The organism is Massilia sp. Leaf139 (assembly GCF_001424165.1).
Lineage (GTDB): Bacteria > Pseudomonadota > Gammaproteobacteria > Burkholderiales > Burkholderiaceae_D > Telluria.
On sequence record NZ_LMOJ01000022.1, the window covers coordinates 104,372 to 119,959 of the forward strand.

At 65.3% G+C, this 15,588-nt stretch carries 13 protein-coding genes; 3 read left to right on the plus strand and 10 right to left on the minus strand.

Features of this window, described 5'->3' with window-relative positions; all coding sequences use genetic code 11:
* Positions 1 to 192: 192 nt before the first annotated feature.
* The 4 genes from ASF77_RS11875 to ASF77_RS11890 form a co-directional block, all read right to left on the minus strand.
* Entirely contained in the window at positions 193 to 1,209 is a 1,017-nt protein-coding gene (locus ASF77_RS11875; protein ID WP_056339309.1) for a porin, read from the minus strand.
* Positions 1,210 to 1,349: 140 nt separating this feature from the next.
* The gene (locus tag ASF77_RS11880; RefSeq protein WP_056339311.1) at positions 1,350 to 2,507 is read right to left on the minus strand and encodes a PAS domain-containing sensor histidine kinase; all 1,158 of its coding nucleotides are present in this window, start codon (positions 2,505 to 2,507) and stop codon (positions 1,350 to 1,352) included.
* A 196-nt stretch (positions 2,508 to 2,703) separates the two neighbouring features.
* Complete coding sequence (locus ASF77_RS11885) at positions 2,704 to 3,465, minus strand: LytTR family DNA-binding domain-containing protein (protein WP_056339313.1); 762 nt, start codon at positions 3,463 to 3,465, stop codon at positions 2,704 to 2,706.
* Positions 3,466 to 3,552: 87 nt separating this feature from the next.
* Positions 3,553 to 4,797 carry a sensor histidine kinase gene (locus tag ASF77_RS11890; protein ID WP_056339314.1) on the minus strand — a complete coding sequence of 415 codons (1,245 nt, stop codon included), beginning with the start codon at positions 4,795 to 4,797 and terminating at the stop codon, positions 3,553 to 3,555.
* A gap of 321 nt (positions 4,798 to 5,118) precedes the next feature.
* Between ASF77_RS11890 and ASF77_RS11895 the strand changes: the two genes are divergently transcribed.
* On the plus strand, positions 5,119 to 6,057 hold the full coding sequence (locus ASF77_RS11895; protein WP_056339316.1) for a hypothetical protein: 939 nt from the start codon (positions 5,119 to 5,121) through the stop codon (positions 6,055 to 6,057).
* Between the two features lie 175 nt (positions 6,058 to 6,232).
* On the opposite strand, the gene ASF77_RS11900 is transcribed toward ASF77_RS11895, so the two are convergent.
* The 3 genes from ASF77_RS11900 to ASF77_RS11910 form a co-directional block, all read right to left on the minus strand.
* Complete coding sequence (locus tag ASF77_RS11900) at positions 6,233 to 8,638, minus strand: EAL domain-containing protein (RefSeq protein WP_056339318.1); 2,406 nt, start codon at positions 8,636 to 8,638, stop codon at positions 6,233 to 6,235.
* A gap of 132 nt (positions 8,639 to 8,770) precedes the next feature.
* Entirely contained in the window at positions 8,771 to 10,036 is a 1,266-nt protein-coding gene (locus tag ASF77_RS11905; protein WP_056339320.1) for a nitronate monooxygenase, read from the minus strand.
* Between the two features lie 167 nt (positions 10,037 to 10,203).
* Entirely contained in the window at positions 10,204 to 10,689 is a 486-nt protein-coding gene (locus tag ASF77_RS11910) for a YajQ family cyclic di-GMP-binding protein (RefSeq protein ID WP_056339322.1), read from the minus strand.
* A 150-nt stretch (positions 10,690 to 10,839) separates the two neighbouring features.
* On the opposite strand from ASF77_RS11910, the gene murB reads away from it, so the two are divergent.
* Entirely contained in the window at positions 10,840 to 11,868 is a 1,029-nt protein-coding gene (gene murB, locus ASF77_RS11915) for a UDP-N-acetylmuramate dehydrogenase (protein WP_056339324.1), read from the plus strand.
* 58 nt (positions 11,869 to 11,926) lie between these two features.
* On the opposite strand, the gene ASF77_RS11920 is transcribed toward murB, so the two are convergent.
* Positions 11,927 to 12,916: a diguanylate cyclase domain-containing protein gene (locus ASF77_RS11920; protein ID WP_056339326.1), complete on the minus strand. Its 990-nt coding sequence runs from the start codon at positions 12,914 to 12,916 to the stop codon at positions 11,927 to 11,929.
* Between the two features lie 149 nt (positions 12,917 to 13,065).
* On the opposite strand from ASF77_RS11920, the gene ASF77_RS11925 reads away from it, so the two are divergent.
* Positions 13,066 to 13,791 carry an SDR family oxidoreductase gene (locus tag ASF77_RS11925; RefSeq protein ID WP_056339327.1) on the plus strand — a complete coding sequence of 242 codons (726 nt, stop codon included), beginning with the start codon at positions 13,066 to 13,068 and terminating at the stop codon, positions 13,789 to 13,791.
* 10 nt (positions 13,792 to 13,801) lie between these two features.
* Here ASF77_RS11925 and ASF77_RS11930 read toward each other — a convergent pair whose 3' ends face one another.
* Positions 13,802 to 14,050 (minus strand): hypothetical protein, encoded by a 249-nt coding sequence (locus ASF77_RS11930; RefSeq protein ID WP_056339329.1) that lies wholly within the window; start codon positions 14,048 to 14,050, stop codon positions 13,802 to 13,804.
* A gap of 223 nt (positions 14,051 to 14,273) precedes the next feature.
* On the minus strand, positions 14,274 to 15,506 hold the full coding sequence (locus tag ASF77_RS11935) for an argininosuccinate synthase (protein ID WP_056339331.1): 1,233 nt from the start codon (positions 15,504 to 15,506) through the stop codon (positions 14,274 to 14,276).
* Positions 15,507 to 15,588: the final 82 nt, after the last annotated feature.

The following is a 15,588-nucleotide window of genomic DNA, read 5'->3' on the forward strand; positions in this document are numbered from 1 at the left end:
CCCACACGGGAATGACGACCATTGTCGCCACGCATTCGTCACGTCAAACAATGCGCACCGTTTACGCGTGGGCACGGGGCGCCCGGTGAACCCGTAATTGAGGCCATTGGCCTCAATTACCCCTACGAGACATCGGGTCTCATATAAAAAACGCGCGCCGAGGCGCGCGTTTTTCCTCTTACATCACACCAATCAGAACGAGTGACGCACACCCACCGTGAACGCGGTCGGATCGGCGCCCAGCGCGGTCGCCGGCGGGGTCACGTTGGTCGACGACGAGTTCAGGCCGAACACGGCGCGCTCGTTGTTGCGCACCGAACCGTAGCTGGTGTACACGTTGGTGCGCTTCGAGAGCGCGTAGGTGTAGGCCACGGCCCAGGCGTTGCCACGCGCGCCGCTTTCGATTTCGTTGCGCTGCAGGTTGACGAAGAACTTGTTCGAGCCCATGGTGTAGGCGGCGCCCACGTTGATCTGCTCGAATTCGTTATTCGCGCCGGCCTGGTCGGCGGACAGGTAGTTGGCCTTCAGGTCGAAGGCGCCGATCTTGTAGCCGGCGCCGAAGGCGATTTCCTTGTCGTCGTCCAGCGCCACGCGTTCGAACACGTGGTAGCCGGCGCCGAGGTAGAACGGGCCGTTGGCGAATTCCAGCGCCACGCCCAGCAGGTTGCCGTCCGGGCCGCCGGTCGTGCGCTCGCCGGCCGAGTAGGCGGCCAGCACGCTGAAGCCCGACATCGGATTGCTCTTGAAGTTGACCGAGTTCGACAGACGGCGGGTCAGGCGGTTGGTGGTGAAGGCCGACAGGTTGCTGCCGTAGAAGCCCTGGCCGAAGACGTCGGTGGCGGCGGCGACCGAGGCGATCGGGCTGTATTCGCGGCCGACGGTGATCTGGCCGAAGTTGCCTTGCAGGCCGACCACCGAGCGGCGGCCGAACAGTGCCGAGTCGGCGGCGCCGGTGTCGAGGGCGACGCCGGCTTCGATGTTGAAGATCGCTTTCAGGCCGTTGCCCAGGTCTTCGGTACCGCGGAAGCCCAGGCGGCTGCTCGACTGGTTGCCCGAGTTGATGACGGTGCGGCGCTTCTCGCCCGGTGCGTCGGTGTCCTCGACGGCGACGGCCGCGTCCATGATGCCATAGACGGTGACGTTGGTCTGCGCGTGGGCGAACAGCGGAAGGGTCGTGATCAGCGCAGCGGCCAGGGCTTTGTATTGCATGAAGATCTCCAATAAGGGTGACGAAGGATTGCGTCCGCGTATGGCTGCGAACTCAGGATCCAGCGCATCTTATCGGGGCAATATGTCCGCTTGATGACAGATCGACATGCGCTCATCGGCGAACGAGCGCAGGGAATAGGCTAAACGGTATGCTCCCGCACCGGCAGGACGATGTCGATGCGGGTGCCGGGCGTGTCGTCGGTGCCGATGGTGATCTCGCCTTGCAGCGCCCAGACCCGCTCGCGCATGCCGACCAGGCCCAGCGACTCGGCCTTTTCCAGGTCTTCCTCGCGGATGCCGCGGCCGTCGTCGCGGATCGTGATCAGGAGTTCGCCGTTGAGGCGATACAGGTTCATCGTCACTTGGCTGGCGTGGGCGTGCCGTGCGATGTTGGTCAGCGCTTCCTGGACGATGCGGAAGATCGCCGTGCTGGCCTGGTCGTCCAGGCGCAGCTCGGCTTCGTCGGCCAGCAGCACGCAGGCGATGCCGTGGCGCTCGACGAAATCGTCGCGCAGGCCCCGCAGGGCGAAATACAGGCCGCCTTCGTCGAGGGCGCGCGGGCGCAGGTTGGTGGCGATGCGGCGCAGCGAGTTGATCGCAGTGAGCAGGTTGCCGTCCATGCCATCGATGAGGCGCATGGCTTCCGGCGTGTTGCCGCAGGCTTCGGTCAGGAGGCTCAGATCCATGCGCAGCGAGGCCAGCAGCTGGCCGAGGTCGTCGTGCAGTTCGCGCGCGATGTGGGTGCGTTCTTCCTCGCGGATGGTCTGCAGCGCCGAGGACAGTTGGCGCAGCTGGTCGTGCGAGCGCGCCAGCTTGCTCTGCACGCGCTGGCGTTCCGAGACGTCGCGCAGGATGATGGTGTAGACCGTGCGGCCATCCTGGGCGGTGTCGACGATCGAACCTTCGATGGCGAAGCGTTCGCCGCCGGCGCGCAGCCCGGTGCCGGCGTAGTCGGTGCCGCGGCGGCCGGCGCGGCCGTCGGCCTGGAAGTAGTCGAGCGGCCCGGCATCGGCCCCATGCGGCGCCTGGATGAAGCGCGACAGCGGACTGCCTTCCATCTCCTGCGCCGTCACGCCGAACATGCGCGCCGCGGCCGGATTGGCCAGCACGATGCGGCTCCCCTCGTCGGCCGCGATGATCGCCTCGCCCGCGGTGTGGACGATGCGCCGGCTATGGTGGGCCGGCGCGTCGGCCGCGCCGTTGCCGTTGGCGCCGCCCAGCAGGCGCCCGCCGAGGAAGCCGAGCGCGAGCATCGCCAGACCACGCCCGCGCGGGCGCCTACTGCGCTGTGGTTTCATGTGGATGTATGCCTGCGCTAGGGTTCGCGTCGCGAACCAAACGCTACGATACGGCGGGCAGGGGGGACTACGGTTGAGCAGGCACAAGCAGGGCCGGGGATCCAGTTTTGTAGGGTGGGCTCGAGAGCCCACCCTACGTTACACAGCTGTCAACGGTTTGAGGAGGTGTCGTGTTTCCACGGCGCCCCAATCAGTCTTACATCTGCTTAAACAGATGCAAGAAACTCCGGCTCACTTCCAGCTTCTCCGGCCGGCCTTTGACCAGCACCAGGTGGCGCCCGCGGATGTCGCGCGTGACGCCTTCGATGGCGTTCACGTTCACCAGTGTCGCGCGGTGGATCTGCCAGAACAGGGCCGGGTCGAGTTCGTCGGCCAGGTCGCGCACGGGCTTCCTGATCAGTGCTTCGAAGCTCGCCGTCTGCACGCAGGTGTATTTTTCGTCGGAGCGGAAGAACAGGATCTCCTCGACCGGAATCATGCGCAGATCCTGGCCGATGCTGGCCTGGATCCATTGCAGGTGCTTCGGCTTGGGCGCGGCGATCTTCTCGGCCAGTTGCGACAGCATCGCGGTGACGCTGTCGTTGACCACGGCGCCCGGCTTGCCCAGGCGCGCCTTCAGGCGCTCGACCGTCACCTTCAGGCGCTCGGGTTCGGAAGGCTTCAGCACGTAATCGACGGCGCCGCGTTCGAAGGCCTCGACCGCGTACTGGTCGTAGGCGGTGACGAACACGATCTGGCTGCGCTCGCCGATGTCGCGCGCCGCTTCGATGCCGGTTTTACCGGGCATGCGGATGTCGAGGAAAGTGAAGTCCGGCTTGTGCTCGCCGACCAGCTCGACCGCTTCCTCGCCATTCTTGGCCTCGCCCACGATCTGCAATTCCGGCCACACCTGTTCCAGGCGCATGCGCAGCTGGTCACGCATCAGTCTTTCGTCGTCGGCAATAATCGCGGTCGGCATGGCGGTAGTCCTGGCGGAAATAGGAAGTGACAATTATTCAATGAAACGGCCGCGGGGGCAAGGCCGGAAATGGCGCCCGCTGCGGCATCAGCGCGACACCCGGTAAGGCACTTCGACCATCGCGATCACGCCGCTCGGGCTGTTGGCGGCAATGTGCAGCTGGCCGCCGTCGCCATGCAGCAGGCGCAGGCGCTCGCGGATGGTCGGCAGGCCCAGGCCCGTGCCGGTGCTGGGCACCACGCCGAAACCGACGCCGTCGTCGGTGACGGTGACGCGCAGCTTGTCGTCGGCGACGTCGGCGACGATTTTCAGGGTGCCGCCCTCGGGCTTGCATTCGAGGCCGTGCTTGATCGCATTCTCGACCATCGACTGCAGCATCATCGGCGGGAAGGCCGCGCTGCGCAGGTTCTCGGGGATGTGCATGTCGACCGTCAGGCGCTCTTCCATGCGCATCTTGAGCAGGTCGAGGTAGGCCGTCACCATGTCGACCTCGCGCCCGAGATTGGTCACCAGGGTGTTGTCGCGCATCTGCGGCAGCACGGCGCGCAGGTAGAGGATCAGGCTGCGCTGCATGGCCGAGGCGCGCGGCGGATTGGTCTCGATCAGGTGCTCGACCGAGGCCAGCGTGTTGAACAGGAAGTGCGGCTCGACCTGGGCCTGCATCATCTGCATCTTCGCTTCCGACAGCTGGCGCTGCATCGACTCGCGTTCGGCGGCGGCGTTCGCGCTCTGGGTCTGCTGCTCGGCGCGCTTCTTGCCGCCCATCAGGGCCTTGGTGCCGAACAGCGCCAGTACCAGCAGCCAGACGAAGCTGTTGAACCAGGTCGAGGCCTGCTTGTGATAACGCGACACTTTCGCTTCGGCCGCATCGTCGACCGCGCCTTCGATCGCTACCGACAATTCCTCGGCGATCTGCGGCGGCAATTCGATGTGGACGGCGTCGCTGCCCGGATTGGCGCCCTTGGGCAAGGCCAGATCCGGAGCGGTGGCAGGCGGCGCTTCGGGCGGCAAGGGAGGATGGGGCGGGGTGGCCGGGGATTCCGGACTGCCAGGTTTCGGCTTGTTGCGCGGATTGAAGCGGATGCCGCTGTCGTCGATCACGATGCTGGTCTGGTCGCGGCGCGCGGCGCGCTCGGCGGCGGCGATCTCGACTTCGCCGTCGGAAAACAGTTCCTCCTGGAGGATGGCGCCGGCGATCAGGGTCAGCGCCGCGAACAGGAAGAACTTCCACCACGACAGCTGGGTCACCCAGGTAGCGACGGCGTCGAAGGCGCGGTAGAGCGACGACAGGAGGCCGGAAAAATAATGGTGGGTGGAGCTGCGCGCTTGCATGTCGTGTCTTGTCATTCGATTCGTAGGCGCAGCGAGTGTACCGCGTCCCCGCTGCCGGGTGCCGGATTGTCTTGTCCAAATGGCATCCGACGGCATCCGGTCTGTTGGAATGTTGCAACTTTACCCCGGCGCCGGGCTTGGCGCCCCCGCTTTGCGACAGCCTGCACGATGCGGGGCGTGGACTGCAAAAGCCCCCGCTGGAAGCGCTTGTGCCCGCCCAAGGGTTGCCACAAAAACCTCGCAAACGACACTGACGGCGGGAAACTTTGCGCGGTATGATAAAAAACATCCCCACGCTTTTCTCGACGAAAGGATCCGCCGATGTCTGCCGTTCCCAAACAGTTCCGCCTCGTTACCCGCAGCGATTTCGATGGACTGGTGTGCGCCGTACTGCTCAAGCACCTGGATCTGATCGACGACATCCTGTTCGTCCACCCGAAGGACATGCAGGACGGGAAAATCGCCATCACGAACCGCGACATCACGACCAATCTGCCCTACGTGGCGGGCGCCCACCTCGCTTTTGATCACCACTTGTCGGAAACCATCCGCAACAGCGGCATGCGCGAAAATCACGTGATCCAGCCCGAGGCGCCCTCGGCGGCGCGCGTGGTGTGGGACTACTACGGCGGCGAAAAGGTGTTCCCGGTGGCCTGGCGCGACATGATGGCGGCCGTCGACAAGGGCGACAGCGCCCGTTTCTCGCGCGAGGAAGTGCTGGAACCCGCGGGCTGGAACCTGCTGAATTTCCTGATGGACGCGCGCACCGGCCTGGGACGTTTCCGCGATTTCCGCATTTCGAACTACCAGCTGATGATGGAACTCATCGACGCCTGCCGCCACCATTCGATCGACGCCATCATGGCGCTGCCGGACGTGCAGGAACGCACGAAGCTGTATTTCGAGCACAGTAACCTGTGCAAGGAACAGATCCGCCGCTGCGCCCGCGTGCACCGCAACCTGGTCGTCCTCGACCTGCGCGAGGAAGCCACGATCTACGCCGGTAACCGCTTCATCATCTATGCGCTCTTCCCCGAGACCAATATCTCGATCCACGTGCTGTGGGGCTTGAAGAACCAGAACACGGTGTTTGCGACCGGGAAGTCGATCCTGAACCGGACATCGAAAACGAACATCGGCGCGCTGATGCTGGAATACGGCGGCGGCGGGCATGAGAATGCGGGTACCTGCCAGGTGGACAATGCGATGGCGGAGGATGTGCTGGGGGCCTTGATTCAACGGATTACGACCGAGGGATAAAAGCGGCGTGCGAGCAAGGTGGGGCTGTTGCCTGTCCTGCTAACCATGTTCTGAATTTAACGTGGGCATGCCACCCTACGCATGCGTCAGCGAATGTTGGTTGGCCGACGCGTCCCGTAGGGCGGGCATGCCCGCGTACAAAGCACGCACACCGCTAGCGCCCCAGGCGACAGGCCTACGCCGATACCCTATCCCGCACCAGCTCCCGCGCCGCCTCCAGCGTCATCGGCTCGCTGAGCAGCACCCCCTGCAGCGCCTCGCACCCATGCGCGGTCAGAAACTCCCGCTGCGCCCGCGTCTCCACGGCTTCGCCAATGACCGGCATCTTGAGGTTGTGCCCGATATCGATCAGGGTGCGCGCCATGGTGCTGCCGTCGCCCTCGGGTTCGTCGGCGGCGATCGCGTGCACGGCGTCCTTCGACAGCTTCAGCTGGCCGACAGCCAGCTCGCGCAGGAAGGCGAGGTCGGTCATGCCCTGGCCGAATTCGTCAATCGACAGGGTCAGGCCGAGCTGATGCAATTGCGTGGCCAGGTCGCGCACCTGGCCCGGGTTGCGGTTCACGGTTTCCTCGCGCAGCTCGATCTGCAGGCTGCCCGGCGTCAGGCCGTAGGCCACCAGGCGCGTGGCGATGTTGGCGACGAAATCGTGCTGGCCGTATTCGCGCGCCGAGACGTTGACCGTCACCGGCACGTCGGTGATGCCCAGGTTTTTCAGGTCGCGCAGGAAGGCGCAGGCCTGGTCGAGCACCCAGGCGCCGAACTCGACGATGCGGCCGTTTTCCTCGGCCTCGGCCAGGAAGCCCGAGGGCAGCAGTACGCCGTGCTCCGGATGGCGCCAGCGCAGCAGGGCTTCGAAACTGGTGACCTTGCCGCTGCGCGCATCGATGCAGGGCTGGTAGAGCATGAACAATTCTCCCCGCTCGATCGCATGCGACATGCTGGCGTCGAGTCGCTGGCGCGCTTCGGTGGTCGACTTCATGTCGTTCGAGAAGAAATAGATTTCGTTGCGGCCCGTCGCCTTGGCGTGGTACATGGCGACGTCGGCCGAGCGCACCAGGTCGACCGAGGTGAGGCCGTCGTGCGGATAGACGGCGACGCCGAGGCTGGCGCCGACTTCGATTTCCTTGTGCATGAAGGACACCGGCTGGGTGAGCCCCTGGCGCAGGCGCTCGATCATGCGCAGCGTGTAGCGCAGCGAGGGCTGGTTGACCAGCACCAGCACGAACTCGTCGCCCGACAGGCGCGCCACCGTATCACAGTCGCGCACCGAGGCCAGCAGGCGCCGCGCGACCACCTTCAGCACCACGTCGCCGGCCTCGTGCCCATGGGTGTCGTTGATGCTCTTGAAGTTGTTCAGGTCGATCAGCAGGATGCCGACCAGCGACTTCTGGCGCTGCGCCATGTGCAGCGCCTGCTCGAGCCGATCCCAGAGCAGGTTGCGGTTGGCCAGGCCGGTCAGCGGGTCGTGGTTGACCTCGTGCTCGAGGTGGGCGGTGCGCTGCTTGCTGGCGGTGACGTCCATGATGACGCCGATGAAATGGGTGGTCTGCCCATGCTCGTCCTGCACGGGCGTGATGGAAAGGTCGTTCCAGAACAGGTCGCCGTTCTTGCGCATGTTGCGAAACACCACGTTGACTGGCCGGTGGGCGAGGATGGCCTCGTGGATTTGCTGGCGCTCGTTTACATCCATGCCAGGCGCGGCCATGAAGCGCGAGTCGCGTCCGACGACCTCGTCAGCGCTGTAGCCGGTGATGCGCTCGAAGGCCGGATTCACGTATTCGATCGGGCAGTCGCGCCCGTCGATGCCGGTGATGACGATGCCGTTGCTGGCCGCGTGCAGGGCGCGTTCGCGCAGGCGCAACATGCTTTCCTGGCGGCGCCGCTTGCTGATGTCGATCCCCATGCCGAACAGGTACTGGTTGCCGTTGCAGGCGACGCGGGCGCCGCACAGCAGCATCGGCGTCTCGCGGCCGCTGCGCCCGATGACGTCGGCCTCGACCGTGACTTCCTCGCCTTGCTCGAACACGCGGCGGATGCTCTCGGCGATCAAGGGCCGTGTCTGCAGGTCGAACAGTTCGAGCGGGGTGGTGGCCACTATTTCCTCGGGCGCCAGTCCGGTGATGCGTTCGTGGTTACGGTTCCAGAGCACGAAACGGCCGTCGCGGTTGATCGCGTAGATCGTGCCGGGCAGGAAGTCGACGATGGCCGCCAGCGGCGTGCGGCCCACCAGCACCGAGTCCGGCGTGGCGTCGGTATGGACGTTGTCGATGGCGGCGACCCAGAAATGCGTCGTGCCGTCCGCACCCGTCTGCGGCGTGAGCGACAGTTCCGCCTTTACCGTGCTGCCGTCGGCGTGGCGCAGAAGCACCCGATTGGTGTGGCCGCGATCCTCGGTCAGGCCGCGCCAGCGCTCGCCGCGATCCTCGGGCGCCGTGCCGACCAGCAGGGTGCCAAGCGCATGCCCGATGATCTCGCCGGCCGGGAAGCCGAGCAGCTTTTCGCAGGCGTTGTTCCAGCTCATGACGATGCCGCCCGCATCGAGGAGGAAGGCGGCAGTCGCGGTCGGGACGGGCATGGTCATGCTGGGCGCCTTTCTTTGGGTGGCATCCTCAGTTGGACTCGTCCAATCTACACCCGTTCCCGAACTCTTGTCGCGGTTGTTCCAAAACAAAAAGCCACGGCTGAGCGTGGCTTTTTGCGAACGGGGCGGGAGTCAGGCCGCCGCGCTTTCCTGCTTTTCCGGCAGGGCGACCTGGTTGTCGACGCTGAACTGGTAATCCTTGAACACGTGCTCGGCGCTCAGGATCTGGTAATCGCCATTGGCCAGCTTGTGCGTCGTGTCCTTCAGGCGATAGGTGTAGTGGCCGCAAGTCCAGCAATTGTAGTTGCGCATGTGCGTGCACAGGCAGGTCTTGTCCATCACCGGCGGGTTCTTGACGTCCGGGTTGGCCAGCACTTCGCGGTTGTACGAATTGATGTAGGCGCAGTTGCCGGTGGCGTCCAGCAGGTAGCCGTAGGATTCGCAGCCGGGACGGATGCCGGAACCGATCGCCGGCGTGCTCTTGAGCATGCGCATCGGGTAGCCGGTCGGCGAGATGCCGTTGACGATGATGTCTTCCTCGCTGGCGCGGAAGTATTCCTGCTTGACGCTGTCAGGCATGCCGCATTCGTGGGTCACGGTGAAGCGGGTCGCCACCTGCACGCCGCCCACGCCTTTTTCCAGGAAGGCCACCGCGTCCGAACCGGTGAACACGCCGCCGGCTGCGATCAACGGGATGTCGATGTTTTCCGCGCGCATGTAGGCGAGGATCTCGTCGATGATCGTGTGCAGGTCGTAGTTCTTCCAATCGAAGCCGAAGCCCAGGTGGCCGCCGGCCAGCGGGCCCTCGACGATGATGAAATCGGGCGGACGGTTCAGCTTCGATACCTTGCGCAGGAACAGCTGCAGAGCGCGCACCGAGGACACGATGATGCCGAGCTTGGCTTCACGGAAGCGCGGGTGATCCTTGATCAGCTCGAAGGAACCGAGGTGCAGGCCGGCCGACATGGTGATGCCGTCGATGCCCGCGTCCAGCGCCGAGGACAGGCGCGTGCGCAGGGTTTCCTTGGGCGCGTTCATGGTCAGCTTTTCCATGCAGTTCACGAAAATCAGGCCGTCGCCCTTTTTCGCCGCCATGGTCGCGCCCACGTGCAGGCGGGTCGCTTCGGCCAGGCGCTCGAGGTCGAACTGCACCACGGCCTTGTCCATGTTGTTGATGTTGAACTTGTAGAGCTTGGTCTTGTCCTTGACGAAGGTGGTGTCGAACTTGCGATCCGAGACGTCCTGCACCATCGCGTCCGAGATGTGGCCGATGCCGCCCAGGCGCGCCGCTTCCAGCGCGAGCTCGGAGGTCGAAATGTCCACGCCCATTCCGCCGATCATGATGGGCACGTATTCCTTGTTGCCCAGACGCAGGCGGAAATCATCAACACGTTTCATTGCTATCCTTAGACTACCTAGTTGCTCTTGCTCAAGAGGCCGGGCCATGCGAGCGAGTTTGTCCAGCCTCAATTCTACCCGAAGCAAAAAGTGGGTAGCGCGAGGCGTGCGGCGATATGCAGGGAGGGCGAACCAGGGCATCGCCCAGGCTGGGCACCCCGTGTCTGCTAATCGCGGAAGTTGTTGAACGCCAGCGGCAGATCCTGGATGTCCTTGCGCAGCAGGGCCATCGCCGCCTGCAGGTCGTCGCGCTTGGCGCCGGTGACGCGCACGGTTTCGCCCTGGATGCTGGCCTGCACCTTCATCTTGCTTTCCTTGATCGCCTTGGTGATCTTCTTGGCGTCCTCGGTCTCGATGCCGTTGCGCACCTTGATCAGCTGCTTGACCTTGTCGCCGCCGATCTTCTCGATCTTTTCCTCGTCGAGGAAGCGCACGTCGACCTTACGCTTGGTCATTTTGTTGACCAGCACATCCTTCACCTGGCTCAGCTGGAAATCGGAATCGGCGAACAGGGTCAGTTCCTTTTCCTTTTGCTCGACCTTGGCCGAGCTGCCCTTGAAGTCGAAGCGGGTGGTGATTTCCTTGTTCGATTGCTCGACGGCGTTCTTCACTTCGACCATGTCTGCTTCGCAGACCACGTCAAACGATGGCATGGCGGTTTCCTTTGGCTTGCACATTTATAAGTGGCAGTATTTTAACGGACAAGCTGGAATAGAACGACCGTTTTCGCCGCCGGCGCCGGGCTTGCCTCCGAATTAGCTCTATAATCGTCCGGTTTCTGTCCTGCCCATTACCCGAAATCCATGTCCAACGCGCTCACGATCGAACACGACGTTTCCCTGCAAGCCTTCAACACCTTCGGCCTCGCCGCGCGCGCTTGCCACTACCTGCGCGTCACCGGCGCGGCAGACCTGGCCGCACTGGGAACCGATGCCAGGCTCGCTGGCGTGCCGCGCTTTGTGCTCGGCGGCGGCAGCAACGTCCTGCTCACGCGCGACGTCGAGGCCCTGGTGCTGCACATGGCCATCGGGGGGCGCGCAATTGTCGGCGAAGAGGGCGGCAATGTCCTGGTGCGCGCCGGCGCCGGCGAAAACTGGCATGACTTCGTCGACTACACGCTGGGGCAGGGCCTGGGCGGACTGGAAAACCTGTCCCTGATTCCCGGCACCGTGGGCGCGGCGCCGATCCAGAACATCGGGGCCTACGGGCTGGAGATCAAGGATGTGTTCCATTCCTTGAGCGTGTTCGACCTGGCGAACGGCGCCGTGCGCACCATGGCCGCGCCTGAGTGCCGCTTCGGCTACCGCGACAGCGTCTTCAAGCACGCGGACGGCGCCAATCTGGTCGTGCTCGACGTCACCTTCGCCCTGCCGCGCGCCTGGCAGCCGAACCTGCGCTACGCCGAGCTGGCGCAGGCGGTCTTGGCCGCCGGCATCGCCGCCCCGACGCCGCGCCAGGTGAGCGACACCGTAATCGCGATCCGGCGCCGCAAGCTGCCCGATCCGCGCGAGATCGGCAATGCGGGCAGCTTCTTCAAGAATCCGGTGGTGCCGGGCGAGCAATGCCGCGCGCTGCTGGCGCGCTTCCCGCAACTGGTGCACCACGCGCAGCCGGACGGCAGCGAAAAGCTGGCCGCCGGCTGGCTGATCGACCAGTGCGGCTGGAAAGGGAAGAATATGGGCGCGGCCGGCGTCTACCCGAAGCAGGCGCTGGTGTTGGTGAATAATGGCGGCGCGACCGGCGCCGAGTTGCAGGCGCTGGCGCGCGCGATCCAGCAGGACGTGCGCGAGCGCTTCGGGGTCGAGCTGGAGCCGGAACCGGTGTTCGTATAAAAGTAGGGTGGGCATGCCCACGCAGGCGCGGGCATCGGAACGGCGGCAAGGGCCTCCGTCAGGCCCGGAACGCCGCCACCCGGTTACGCCCGCGCGACTTCGCCGCCTGCACCGCTTCGCCGGCACGCGCCAGCACGGCGTCGAAGACGCTGTCTTCCGACGGCACCGTCGAGGCCACGCCGACCGACATCGTCACGATGCGCCGCTCCGGCGCCGGATGCGACAGGGCCAGGCGCTCGAGCGCCGTGCGGCAGGATTCGGCCACCTGCACGGCGCCGTCGAGGCCCGTGTCCGGCAGCAGGATCGCGAACTGCTTGCCGTCGTAGCGCGCGGCCAGATCCGACGGGCGTTTCAATTGCCCGGTCAGCACGCCCGCCATCCTGCGCAGGCACAGGTCGCCAGCCTCGCGTCCGAGGCGGTGATTGAAATAGCCGAAGCTGTCGACGTCGCACACCAGCAGCGAGAGCGGCAGGCCGTTGCGCCGTGCGCGCTGCCATTCGCCCAGCGCCACCTGGTCGAAGCGGTGCCGGTTCGGGATGCCGGTCAGGCTGTCCATCCCGGCCATGCGGTCGAGTTCGCCGTGGGCGCACGCCAGCAGCGCCTGGGTCTCGTTCAGGCGGCGCAGGGCGTCCTCGCGTTCGAGCAGTATTCCGCTGGCGAACGCGTGGTAGCGCAGGCGCGCCAGCAATTCGGTGCGGGTCGGTAGTTCGCCGAGATAATCGCTGGCGCCGGCGTCAAAGGCCGCCTCGCGCCCGGCGCCCTCGGCATGCGGCGCCAGCACCAGCAGCGGCAGATGGGCCAGCGCCGGACTGGCGCGGCAGGCGCGGAGGAATTCGCTGCAGTCCTCGCGGCCGCCGAGGGCGCGCACCAGCACCGTCGGGCGCAGCGGCGGCGCCTGCTCCAGGGCCTGGGCGGCGTCGAGCAGCACCAGCTCGATGCCGGCCTCGTCCGCCAGCATTCCGCGCAAGGCGCCGGCAAAGGGCGGCGCGCCGACCAGCAGGACGCGGCAAGGACTGTTCGAAGACGCAAAGGCGGTGGCAAAGGGCATCGGATTGGTGCAATAGAAGAGGGCGCTTCATTCTACCCCAGCAATCCGCAATTTGTTGCATTTTGCATACATTCAGTGTTGAGTTACAACGGTCTGCAGCAGCGCCCGCCTTGCGCTATGCTCGACGTTCAACTCAGGAGAACAAGAACATGAAAGCCATCGTCACCGGCCACACCAAGGGACTGGGCGCCGCCATCGCCGCCGAACTGATCGAACGGGGCGTGCCCGTGCTGGGCCTGGCGCGCGGCCGCAGCGCCGCCGCGCCGTCGGCACTGCTCACCGAGGTCGAGGTCGACCTGTCCGACAGCGCCGCTCTTGCGGCGTTCGTGTCAGGCCCCACGCTGGCCGACTGGCTGCGCGATGAGGGTGCGACCCTGCTGGTGAACAATGCCGGCGTCGTCAGCCCGGTCGGCCCGCTGCAGGAACAGGATCCACTGGCCGCGCTGCGCGCCGTCACGCTGAACGTGGCCGCGCCGCTGGTGCTGGCGGCAAGCGTGGTGCAGGCCAGCCGCGGCGAGCGCCGCATCCTGCACGTGTCGAGCGGGGCGGGAAGGAATGCCTATCCCGGCTGGAGCGTCTACTGCGCCACCAAGGCCGCGCTGGATCGCCATGCCGAAGCGGTGCTGCAGGATGGCGACCAGGATGGCAACTGCGGTGTGCGCTGCTGCAGCCTGGCGCCCGGCGTGATCGACACCGGGATGCAGGCCGAGATCCGCGCCACGCCGGAATCGCATTTCCCGATGAAGGAGCGCTTCGTGCAGCTCAAGCAGGAAGGGGCGCTGGCCGCGCCGGCCGAATGCGCGCGCAAGCTGGTCGACTATCTGCTGGCCGAGGATTTCGGAAGCGAACCGGTGGCGGATCTGCGCAGCGTCTGAAGGCTGGGCATCATGAGAAGCCGCCGGACGGCGAACCCTCGGGCCGCGGCAGGCGCCGCCGCGGTACCTGGGTGCGCTGGTAAGCCGTACGGTCGAGCACGCGCTGCGCCACCGCGTCCGGCACCCGCGTTTCGCGCATGAAGGCGGCGGCGACCCCGACGCCGAGGTTGTCTCGGTAGGCGATGGCCACGTCGACCAGCGCGCCGAGCACGGGATCGCTACGCCGTTCCCGCACGCCGCCTGCAAAAGAGTCGTTCACGCTGTCTCCTCGTCGCTATGCAGCCACGCGGCGGCTGGCCCAACGGGACATCCGCGCGAACTTACGCATACCCTTGCCTTGTGATGCAGCTTGGGTAAGTTCGTGCCAGTTTAGTAAATACAATTGATGGCTGCAACAATTAATGCCGGGTTTCCTTGCCGGACGACGCTGCGTGCCAACGAAAAAGCCGCCCGCAGGCGGCTTTGGCGATGCTCCGACCAGCTTATTGGCCGCGTTTTGCCCGTGCCTTGGCCGCGATGCGCATGCGCAGCGCGTTCAGCTTGATGAAGCCGCCGGCGTCGGCCTGGTTGTAGGCGCCGCCGTCCTCGTCGAAGGTCGCGATGTTCATGTCGAACAGCGAATCGGTCTTCGAGTCGCGCGACACCACGATCACATTGCCCTTGTAGAGCTTCACGCGCACCCAGCCGTTCACCGTCTGCTGGGTGTGGTCGATCAGGGTCTGCAGCGCGACGCGTTCCGGCGCCCACCAGTAGCCGTTATAGATCAGCGAAGCGTAGCGCGGCATCAGGTCGTCCTTCAGGTGCGCCACTTCGCGATCCAGCGTGATCGATTCGATCGCGCGGTGGGCGCGCAGCATGATGGTGCCGCCCGGGGTTTCGTAGCAGCCGCGCGACTTCATGCCGACGTAGCGGTTTTCCACCAGATCGAGGCGGCCGATGCCGTGCTTGCCGCCCAGACGGTTCAGTTCGGTCAGCACTTCGGCCGGGCTCATGCGCTTGCCGTTGAGGGCGACGATGTCGCCGCGCTCGTATTCGATGTCGACGTATTCCGCTTCGTTCGGGGCCGCTTCCGGGCTCACCGTCCAGCGCCACATCGATTCCTCGGCTTCCGCGCTCGGGTTCTCCAGGTGGCGGCCTTCGAAGGAGATGTGCAGCAGGTTGGCGTCCATCGAGTAGGGCGCACCGCCGTTCTTGTGCTTCATGTCGACCGCGATGCCGGCGTCTTCCGCGTACTTCAGCAGCTTCTCGCGCGACAGCAGATCCCATTCGCGCCACGGCGCGATGATCTTGACGTCCGGTTTCAGGGCATAGGCGCCCAGTTCGAAGCGCACCTGGTCGTTGCCCTTGCCGGTGGCGCCGTGCGAGACGGCGTCGGCGCCCGTCTCGTTGGCGATCTCGATCAGGCGCTTGGCGATCAGCGGACGCGCGATCGAGGTGCCGAGCAGGTATTCGCCTTCGTAGACGGTGTTCGCGCGGAACATCGGGAACACGAAGTCGCGCGTGAATTCCTCGCGCACGTCGTCGATGTAGATGTTTTCCGGCTTGATGCCGAACTTGATGGCCTTGGCGCGGGCCGGCTCGAGTTCTTCGCCCTGGCCGAGGTCGGCGGTGAAGGTGACGATCTCGCAGCCGTAATTGTCTTGCAGCCATTTCAGGATGACGGAGGTGTCGAGGCCGCCGGAGTAGGCGAGAACTACTTTTTTGATGTCGCTCATGGAGGTTCCAGTGTGGAGGGAGGTGGGATTGAAGTGGTCAGCCGACGCGCTCTGACAACAAGGCGCCGACGATCAAACAAAG

Bases quoted from the DNA above. Each gene is read 5' to 3' on its own strand.
- ASF77_RS11875 (WP_056339309.1), bottom strand. From the start codon at position 1,209: ATGCAATACAAAGCCCTGGCCGCTGCGCTGATCACGACCCTTCCGCTG.
- ASF77_RS11880 (WP_056339311.1), bottom strand. From the start codon at position 2,507: ATGAAACCACAGCGCAGTAGGCGCCCGCGCGGGCGTGGTCTGGCGATG.
- ASF77_RS11885 (WP_056339313.1), bottom strand. From the start codon at position 3,465: ATGCCGACCGCGATTATTGCCGACGACGAAAGACTGATGCGTGACCAG.
- ASF77_RS11890 (WP_056339314.1), bottom strand. From the start codon at position 4,797: ATGCAAGCGCGCAGCTCCACCCACCATTATTTTTCCGGCCTCCTGTCG.
- ASF77_RS11895 (WP_056339316.1), top strand. From the start codon at position 5,119: ATGTCTGCCGTTCCCAAACAGTTCCGCCTCGTTACCCGCAGCGATTTC.
- ASF77_RS11900 (WP_056339318.1), bottom strand. From the start codon at position 8,638: ATGACCATGCCCGTCCCGACCGCGACTGCCGCCTTCCTCCTCGATGCG.
- ASF77_RS11905 (WP_056339320.1), bottom strand. From the start codon at position 10,036: ATGAAACGTGTTGATGATTTCCGCCTGCGTCTGGGCAACAAGGAATAC.
- ASF77_RS11910 (WP_056339322.1), bottom strand. From the start codon at position 10,689: ATGCCATCGTTTGACGTGGTCTGCGAAGCAGACATGGTCGAAGTGAAG.
- murB (WP_056339324.1), top strand. From the start codon at position 10,840: ATGTCCAACGCGCTCACGATCGAACACGACGTTTCCCTGCAAGCCTTC.
- ASF77_RS11920 (WP_056339326.1), bottom strand. From the start codon at position 12,916: ATGCCCTTTGCCACCGCCTTTGCGTCTTCGAACAGTCCTTGCCGCGTC.
- ASF77_RS11925 (WP_056339327.1), top strand. From the start codon at position 13,066: ATGAAAGCCATCGTCACCGGCCACACCAAGGGACTGGGCGCCGCCATC.
- ASF77_RS11935 (WP_056339331.1), bottom strand. From the start codon at position 15,506: ATGAGCGACATCAAAAAAGTAGTTCTCGCCTACTCCGGCGGCCTCGAC.